This is a genomic window from Streptomyces mesophilus (genome assembly GCF_040300965.1).
Taxonomy (GTDB): domain Bacteria; phylum Actinomycetota; class Actinomycetes; order Streptomycetales; family Streptomycetaceae; genus Streptomyces; species Streptomyces mesophilus_A.
Genome location: NZ_JBEPEW010000236.1, coordinates 1 through 8,555 on the forward strand (window position 1 = coordinate 1; position 8,555 = coordinate 8,555).

7 protein-coding genes, 1 pseudogene and 1 riboswitch are annotated in these 8,555 nt (G+C 70.0%); of the genes and pseudogenes, 1 reads left to right on the top strand and 7 read right to left on the bottom strand.

From position 1 onward, the window contains the following. Positions 1 to 34: 34 nt before the first annotated feature. The 5 genes from ABT367_RS39495 to gcvT all read right to left on the bottom strand — a co-directional run bounded on the left by ABT367_RS39495 (position 35) and on the right by gcvT (position 6,253). Positions 35 to 1,417: an L-serine ammonia-lyase gene (locus tag ABT367_RS39495; RefSeq protein ID WP_352258567.1), complete on the bottom strand. Its 1,383-nt coding sequence runs from the start codon at positions 1,415 to 1,417 to the stop codon at positions 35 to 37. Between the two features lie 158 nt (positions 1,418 to 1,575). Further along, positions 1,576 to 3,225 (bottom strand): APC family permease, encoded by a 1,650-nt coding sequence (locus tag ABT367_RS39500; protein WP_352258569.1) that lies wholly within the window; start codon positions 3,223 to 3,225, stop codon positions 1,576 to 1,578. Between the two features lie 188 nt (positions 3,226 to 3,413). Further along, positions 3,414 to 4,673 carry a serine hydroxymethyltransferase gene (glyA, locus tag ABT367_RS39505; RefSeq protein WP_352258571.1) on the bottom strand — a complete coding sequence of 420 codons (1,260 nt, stop codon included), beginning with the start codon at positions 4,671 to 4,673 and terminating at the stop codon, positions 3,414 to 3,416. 12 nt (positions 4,674 to 4,685) lie between these two features. Further along, complete coding sequence (gcvH, locus tag ABT367_RS39510; RefSeq protein ID WP_352258572.1) at positions 4,686 to 5,063, bottom strand: glycine cleavage system protein GcvH; 378 nt, start codon at positions 5,061 to 5,063, stop codon at positions 4,686 to 4,688. A gap of 74 nt (positions 5,064 to 5,137) precedes the next feature. Next, positions 5,138 to 6,253, bottom strand: a complete 1,116-nt coding sequence (gene gcvT, locus ABT367_RS39515; RefSeq protein ID WP_352258573.1) for a glycine cleavage system aminomethyltransferase GcvT — start codon at positions 6,251 to 6,253, stop codon at positions 5,138 to 5,140. 151 nt (positions 6,254 to 6,404) lie between these two features. After that, positions 6,405 to 6,501: riboswitch (glycine riboswitch) on the bottom strand. 259 nt (positions 6,502 to 6,760) lie between these two features. On the opposite strand from gcvT, the gene ABT367_RS39520 reads away from it, so the two are divergent. Further along, complete coding sequence (locus ABT367_RS39520) at positions 6,761 to 7,432, top strand: AAA family ATPase (RefSeq protein WP_352258576.1); 672 nt, start codon at positions 6,761 to 6,763, stop codon at positions 7,430 to 7,432. An 88-nt stretch (positions 7,433 to 7,520) separates the two neighbouring features. Here the strand turns inward: ABT367_RS39520 and ABT367_RS39525 are convergent, their stop codons facing one another. Together ABT367_RS39525 and ABT367_RS39530 are read right to left on the bottom strand one after the other, a co-directional pair. Beyond that, a complete protein-coding gene (locus ABT367_RS39525) occupies positions 7,521 to 8,231 on the bottom strand; it encodes a hypothetical protein (RefSeq protein ID WP_352258575.1) in 711 nt (236 codons plus the stop codon). 142 nt (positions 8,232 to 8,373) lie between these two features. Beyond that, positions 8,374 to 8,555: pseudogene (locus ABT367_RS39530) on the bottom strand (hypothetical protein); the annotation flags it as partial.

Sequence of the window (8,555 nt, forward strand, 5' to 3'; positions counted from 1 at the left end):
AAACGCAAGACCTCCCAGGTCAGGGCGAGTTCGATCAGCACTCGATGACGTTGACCGCGAGCCCGCCCCGCGCCGTCTCCTTGTACTTGACCTTCATGTCCGCGCCCGTCTCCTTCATGGTCTTGATGACCTTGTCGAGGGAGACCTTGTGCGAGCCGTCGCCGCGCATGGCCATCTTCGCCGCCGTGACCGCCTTGACCGCGGCCATGCCGTTGCGCTCGATGCACGGGATCTGGACGAGGCCGCCTACCGGGTCGCAGGTCAGGCCGAGGTTGTGCTCCATGCCGATCTCGGCCGCGTTCTCCACCTGCTCCGGGCTGCCGCCCAGGACTTCGGCGAGCGCGCCGGCCGCCATCGAGCAGGCCGAGCCGACCTCGCCCTGGCAGCCGACCTCGGCGCCGGAGATGGAGGCGTTCTCCTTGAAGAGCATGCCGATCGCGCCGGCGGCGAGCAGGAAGCGGACCACGCCGTCCTCGTCCGCGCCCGGCACGAAGTTCATGTAGTGGTGCAGGACGGCCGGGAGCACACCTGCCGCGCCGTTGGTGGGGGCGGTGACGACGCGGCCACCCGCCGCGTTCTCCTCGTTGACCGCCATCGCGTAGATCGTCGTCCACTCACCGCGGTGCAGCATCGGGTCGCCCTCGGCGCGCAGCTGACGCGCCTGGGCCGCGGCGCGGCGCTTGACGCGCAGACCGCCCGGCAGGATGCCCTCGCGGGACATGCCGCGCGAGACGCAGGCCTGCATGACGCGCCAGATCTCCAGGAGACCCTCGCGGATCTCCTCCTCGGTCCGCCAGGCCTTCTCGTTCTCCAGCATCAGCGAGGAGATGGACAGACCCGTCTCGCCGGCGAGACGCAGCATCTCGTCGCCGGAGCGGAACGGGTACTTCAGAACGGTGTCGTCCAGCTTGATCCGGTCCTCGCCGACCGCGTCCTCGTCCACGACGAAGCCGCCGCCGACCGAGTAGTAGGTCTTCTCGAGGAGCGGCGCGCCGGTCGCGTCGTACGCGAAGAGCGTCATGCCGTTCGCGTGGTACGGCAGCGAGCGGCGGCGGTGCAGGATCAGCTGGTTCGGCTCGTCGAAGTCGATGACATGGGCATCGCCTATCTCGGCGCCCATCAGCCGCAGCTTGCCGGTCGTACGGATCCGCTCGACCTCGTCGTCGGCGCTCTCCACGTCGACCGTACGAGGGGAGTGGCCCTCGAGACCGAGCAGGACCGCCTTCGGGGTGCCGTGCCCGTGCCCCGTGGCGCCGAGCGAGCCGAAGAGCTCGGCGCGCACCGAGGCGGTCTGGGCGAGCAGACCGTCCTTCTTCAGCCGGCCCACGAACATACGGGCCGCCCGCATCGGGCCGACCGTGTGCGAGGAGGACGGGCCGATGCCGATGGAGAAGAGGTCGAAGACGGAGATTGCCACGGTGGCGGACTCCCTTGTCTGCTCGTGGGGTGTACGAGGGCGGTGCGTATGCGGGTGCGTACGAGGTGCGTATGTGCGGATTGTGTCCGACAGACGAGCCTAACGCGCCATGGCGTCTCACTCGCCTGCCGGAGGTGACCATCGGGTCACAGCTGCCGTCAGGTCTTGACGAGCTCGCGCTCGACGGACGCTTCCGTCACGGGTTCCTCCACAGGGGCGTCCAGCACGGGGTCCGGACCCGGAAGGCCCGCCATGTGGGCCTTGATGCCGGAACGTACGGCCCAGAAGTAGAAGCCGAGGGCCGAGACGCCGACCAGTGCGATGGCCACACCGCCCGGGATGTACCCGGCGCCGCCGAACTCCTCGCCGCCGATCGCCGAGAGCGTGCCCAGCCACAGGAGGAAGGCGATCAGCCACCAGGCCGGGGCGAACTGCGCCCGCAGATTCTTCTCGCCCTTGCGCTTGAGGACCACCGCCGCGATCGGGGCGGCGACCAGCGTGAGCAGCACGACCTTGCCGGTGTCCGGCCACTTCGTCCAGTACAGGGCGCAGGCCGCGAAGGCGAAGGTCAGCGGGCACAGGATCCGCGCGGCCGGCAGCCGGAACGGGCGCGGCAGCTCGGGCTTGGTCTCACGGAAGACCCCGACGGCGATGGGGCCGATCAGATACGAGACCACCATCGCGGCGGAGACGACCGCGGCCAGCGCCTCCCAGCTGTGGCCCACGGTGAAGAGCAGGATCAGCGAGAAGCCCAGGTTCAGCCACATCGCGGGACGCGCGGTGCCGTACTTCGGGTGCACCTCGCGGATCTTCTTCGGGAAGAAGCCGGTGTCGGCGAGGTTCTGCGCCATGAACGAGGCGGAGGCCACGTTGCCGATGTTGGCGCCGGACGGCGAGATGAACGCGCCGAACTGCAGCGTCATCACGACCCAGTGCAGCGCCAGGATCTTGGCCAGGTCGGCGAACGGCGAGGCGAAGTTGATCCCGTGCCAGCCGCCGGCCGAGGCGAGCTGCTCCGGCGGTACGGAACCGATGAAGGCCACCTGCAGCGCCAGGTAGATGACGAGACCGAGGGACAGGGCGCCCACCAGGGCCAGCGGGATCGCGCGGCCCGGGTTCTTGGCGGCGCCGCCGAGGTTCACCACGGCCTGGAACCCGTTGAACGCGAAGACCACACCGGAGGTGGTGACCGCGGTCATCACCGCGGACCAGCCGTTGGGCGCGAAGCCGCCGTGGTTCGTGAAGTTGCCGGTGTGGAAGCCGGAGGCGATGAGCGCGACGACGGCCAGCACCGGGATGGCGAACTTGACCAGCGTGAGCAGGTTGTTCGCCTTGGCGAGCAGCGCCACCGACCAGTAGCAGGCCAGCCAGAGCAGGACGGTCAGGGCGAAGGCCATCACCATGCCGGAGGTGGTCAGGCCGCCGTTCTCGACGAGCCCGCGGGCCCAGCCGAAGTTCCACGAGGACATGTACTGCGTGGAGGCGATCGACTCGATCGGGATCAGCGCCGCGATGGCGATCCAGCAGGCCCAGCCCGTCATGAAGCCGAGCACGGGACCGTGCGAGATCGAGCCGAAGCGCGCCATGGAGCCCGGCAGCGGATAGGCGGCACCGACCTCCGCGTACGACATGGCGATCATGCCGATGAAGACGGCGCCGATCACCCAGGCGATGATCGCGGCGGGGCCCGCGACGGCCGCGGCCTGGCCCGCGCCGAAGAGCCAGCCGGAGCCGAAGATCGAGCCGAGGCCGATCATGATGAGGGCGAAGAGGCTGAGCCCCTTGCGGTTGCCCGCGCTCATGTCCATGGGTCTGAGATCCGTCCGTAGTCGACCGGGCGACCCCTGGAGGGGTGTCCCGGAACCAAGCCTTATCCCGACCGTATTTGCGAACGCTTGGGGTGGTGGCGCGCATCGGGCCCGCACCCTCGGGCCCTAGGTCACGGCAAAGGGCCCGGCCTGTGGATAACCACGGACCGGGCCCTTCGCGGGTGGAACTACAGCGACGGGTACAGCGGGTGCTTCGCGGCCAGCGCGGCCACACGCCCCTTCAAAGACTCCGCGTCGTACGACGCCTTCAGCGCCTCGGCGATGACATCCGCGACCTCACGGAAGTCCTCGGCGTCGAAGCCGCGCGTCGCGAGCGCCGGCGTACCGATCCGCAGACCGGAGGTCACCATCGGCGGCCGCGGGTCGTTCGGGACCGCGTTGCGGTTGACCGTGATGCCGACTTCGTGGAGACGGTCCTCGGCCTGCTGGCCGTCGAGCTCGGAGTCGCGCAGGTCGACGAGGACCAGGTGCACGTCCGTACCGCCGGACAGCACGTTCACCCCGGCCGCGCGGGCGTCCTCGGAGGTCAGACGCTCGGCGAGGATACGGGCACCCTCGATCGTGCGCTCCTGGCGCTCCTTGAACTCCGGCGAGGCCGCGACCTTGAAGGAGACCGCCTTGGCCGCGATCACGTGCTCCAGGGGACCGCCCTGGAAGCCCGGGAAGACCGCCGAGTTGAGCTTCTTCGCGAAGGTCTTGTCGCGGGACAGGATGATGCCGCCGCGCGGACCGCCGAGGGTCTTGTGCGTGGTGGACGTGACCACGTCCGCGAACGGAACGGGGTTCGGGTGCAGACCCGCGGCCACCAGACCGGCGAAGTGCGCCATGTCGACCCAGAGCAGCGCCTCGACCTCGTCCGCGATCCGGCGGAACTCGGCGAAGTCCAGGTGACGCGGGTACGCCGACCAACCGGCGATGATCACCTTCGGGCGGTGCTCCTTGGCGAGCCGCTCGACCTCGGCCATGTCCACCAGGCCGGAGTCGTCCACGTGGTACGGGACCACGTTGAACTGCTTGCCCGAGAAGTTCAGGCGCATGCCGTGGGTCAGGTGACCGCCGTGCGCCAGGTCCAGGCCCAGGATCGTGTCGCCGGGGGAGGCGATCGCGAACAGCGCGGCCTGGTTGGCCGAAGCACCCGAGTGCGGCTGCACGTTGGCGTACTCGGCGCCGAACAGCTCCTTCACGCGGTCGATCGCGATCTGCTCGGCGACGTCCACGTGCTCGCAGCCGCCGTAGTAACGGCGGCCCGGGTAGCCCTCGGCGTACTTGTTGGTGAGGACCGAGCCCTGCGCCTCCATGACGGCGACCGGAGCGAAGTTCTCCGAGGCGATCATTTCGAGCGTGGACTGCTGGCGCTTCAGCTCGGCGTCGACCGCGGCGGCCACGTCCGGGTCGAGCTCATGCAGCGACTGGTTCAGAGAAGACATACGTGCAGCGCCTCAGCTTCCGGAGAACTCGGTGTACTCGTCGGCGGACATCAGGTCGTCCTGCTCGGCGGTGACGCGCACCTTGAACAGCCAACCGCCCTCGAACGGGGCCGAGTTGACGAGCGACGGGTCGTCCACGACGTCCTGGTTGGCCTCGACGACCTCGCCGGTGACCGGGGCGTACAGCTCGGAGACCGACTTGGTCGACTCCAGCTCGCCACAGGTCTCACCGGCGGTCACGGTCTCGCCGACCTCGGGGAGCTGCACGAAGACCACATCACCGAGCGCGTTCGCCGCGTGCTCGGTGATGCCGACCGTCGAGACGCCGTCCGCGGCGGCCGACAGCCACTCGTGCTCCTTGCTGTACCGCAGTTCCTTGGGGTTGCTCATGGCCTGAATTCTCCTGTACGCGAGAAAGTGCTGGGGATGAGGGGTTACGGAGTTACCGCAGAGGCTTGAGTGGACTACTTCTGGCGCTTGTAGAACGGCAGGGCGACGACCTCGTACGGCTCGTGCGTGCCGCGGATGTCCACGCCCACGCCCTTTGTACCGGGCTCGGCGTGCGCGGCGTCGACGTACGCCATCGCGATCGGCTTGCCGAGCGTCGGGGACGGGGCGCCGGAGGTGACGGAGCCGATGACCTCGCCGTCCGCGACGACCTGCATCTCGGCGCGCGGGACGCGGCGGCCCTCGGCGATCAGGCCGACGAGCTTGCGCGGCGGGTTCTGCTCGGCGCGCTCGGCGGCGGCCGTGAGCGCCTCGCGGCCCACGAAGTCGCCCTCCTTCTCGAACTTCACGACCCGGCCCAGGCCCGCGTCGAACGGCGTGAGCGAGGTGGTCAGCTCATGCCCGTACAGCGGCATACCGGCCTCGAGGCGAAGGGTGTCGCGGCAGGACAGGCCGCAGGGGATGAGGCCGTAGTCCTGACCCGCCTCGGTCAGGTCGACCCAGACCTGCTCCGCGTGCTCCGGCTTGATGAAGAGCTCGAAGCCGTCCTCGCCGGTGTAGCCGGTGCGGGCGATCAGCGCGGGGACGCCGGAGACCGTGCCGGGCAGACCCGCGTAGTACTTGAGGCCGTCGAGGTCGGCGTCGGTGACGGCGCTCAGGATGGCCGACGAGTTCGGCCCCTGTACGGCGAGGAGCGCGTACGCGTCCCGGTCGTCGCGCACGACGGCGTCGAACCCGGCCTGGCGCTCGGTCAGCGCGTCGAGTACGACCTGGGCGTTGGAGGCGTTGGCGACGACCATGTACGCCTGGTCCTCGAGGCGGTAGACGATCAGGTCGTCGAGGATGCCGCCGTCGGCCTGGCAGATCATGGTGTAGCGGGCGCGGCCGACACCGATCGAGCCCATGTTGCCGACCAGCGCGTAGTCGAGCAGCTTGGCGGCCTCGGGGCCGGTGACGGCGATCTCGCCCATGTGCGAGAGGTCGAAGAGACCGGCCTTCGTACGTACGGCGGTGTGCTCGTCGCGCTCGCTGCCGTACCGCAGCGGCATGTCCCAGCCGGCGAAGTCGGTCATCGTGGCGCCGAGCGACCTGTGCAGGGCGTCGAGGGCGGTGAGGCGGGGGGCGTTGCTCATCAGAAGGGCTCCCAGGGCATGACTGGTGAGGAGGATCCTCCCCATCTGTCATAAACCTGAGAGGTTCACCACGCTCCCGCGTATCGCCGGATGTGGCTTGCACCTTGGGTGGAGCCGCACATCAAAGGAGCGGCTCGCTTTTCAGAGTTGCCTCGTCCACGCGGTACGGGGCCTGAGAGATTCAAGGGAGGGGCTTGCTCCTTCGGCGCCCGGATGCTGGGCATCCAGGACTCTCCCGCGTGGCTTCGAACGGCCGGTATGCAGTTGGCGCGCACATCATTGCACGTCCATGGGCACCCGTACGACGGGTGCGCGGGAGCTGCCCCCGGAGGGATACGAGACGGGATGCGGAATGCGGTCGTGACAAACCAGGTTCACTCGCATTACCGACTCTTTACACTCGGGAGGGCAGAGTGCGAGGACTGCCTCTCGGTCCCGATGGAGTCGGCTGAGAAGGGATAACCGGATCCGTGGAGGGCAGGCCCCAGTCGACCGAGGGGGAGGACGATCACCGTGCAGCACAGCAGCGCATACGTCAGCAATGGCGTGGCGATCCCGCAGCAGGCAGGACCGACCAGACGGCTCGCGGTCGTCCGCGATACGGAACCGGCGGTCGTGCGCGATCTGCGCGGCCGCACCGCACCCGACCGTCTGCTCTTCGGCCCCGGTGACCTCGTCGTCGTCTCCGGGCTGCCCGGCAGCGGCAAGACCACGCTGATCCAGCGCGCGGTGCGCGCACCCCGCCTCGACTCCCAGGACTCCCGCGACCGCTGGTCCGCGTTCATGCCGCGCTTCCTTCCGTACGCGGTCTACCGGCCCCTGGTCCGGCTCGCCCACTACGCCCGGCTGCGCCGCATCCTGCGCTCGGGCGCCGAGGCCGTCGTGCACGACTGCGGCACCCAGGCCTGGGTCCGCCGCTGGCTGTCGCGCGAGGCCCACCGCCGCGGCACCTCGCTGCATCTGCTGCTGCTCGACGTCGACCCCGACATGGCCCTGGCCGGCCAGCGCGACCGCGGCCGCGGGGTGTCCCGCTATGCGTTCACCCGCCACCGCGGCGCGGTGGGCCGCCTCGTCCGCGATGCCGAGAAGGGGGAGCTGCCGCCGGGATGCGCCTCGGTCGTGCTGCTCGACCGGAAGGCGGCGGGCGGCTTGGACGTGGTGGGGTTCCGTACGGCCTGAAGCCGAAGGTGAACGCGACGCACCCCGCCCCGCCTCGATCGGCGGAACGGGGTGCGCTGTGCGTAAGGCAGGTGCCGTCAAACAGGTGTCACTTGCCGAACGGCAGCGGCAGGGCACCCGTCGGCAGACCTCCGAGCGGCAGACCCGTCGGCAGTCCGGTCGGCAGACCCGGCACCGGCAGGGGCAGCGGCAGCGGGAGCGGCGGCACGGCGCCCGTCGGCAGGCCGGCCGGCGGAGTGGCGGGCTTGAGGAGCAGGTCCGTCAGGCCGGGCAGCAGCTTCGTCACGTCGCCGAGGCCGAGCTTCTCCAGGATCGGGCCGAGCCCGACCTTGATCAGGAGATCCACGACCACATTGGTCGAGAGCTCCACCGAAGCGGTCAGCTTCGCCAGGTCGCCCTTGGCGGCGGCGTCCACGATCACCTTGACCTGGGCCTCGAGCTTCTTCGTCGCGTCCTCGACCGCTTCCTTCGGGTCGACCTTGGCGGGCGCCGGCGCCTCGGCCACCGGCTCCGGGTCCACCGCTTCGGTCGCCGCGATCAGCTCCCTGACCGCGGTGTCGAGCAGGGTCCGGTGGCTCTCGTCGTACGTGCCTTCGGCGCCGCTCTTCGCGGCCTCGTCGATCGCCGCGTACAGCTTGTCGAGGCTGCGCTGGACGCGGCGCTCGGCCTCGGTGTCGATCGGCGCGGACGCGGACGTCCCGCCCTCGGCGGCGAACGCGGTGCCGGCGCCGACGGCGACGGTGCCGGCGGAGAGGGCGACGGTGACGGCGAGCGCGGTGAGAGTCCTGTTGAGTCGCATGGGGAGTGCCTTTCAGGGGGTGAGCGCGGATCTTCGATGGGTGGAGCGGGGGAACTTCAGAGGGGAGAGCGGAGGCGGAACCTTGCGGGAGCGCAGTCCGGACCGGCTCGGCCTGAACGGGCCGGCCCGGACTCCGCCCGGATCACGGGAACTTGGGCAGCCCGCCGAACGGCGACGGCGGGAAGAGCGGCAGACCCGGGATCGCGGCGGGTGCGGCCGGGAACGCGGGCAGGCCCGGGAACGCGGCGGGCGTGGCGGCCGGCAGCCCGCCGAACGGCGAGGTGGGGCGCGAAGTCGAGGGCGATCTCGAGCCGCAGCTCGCGG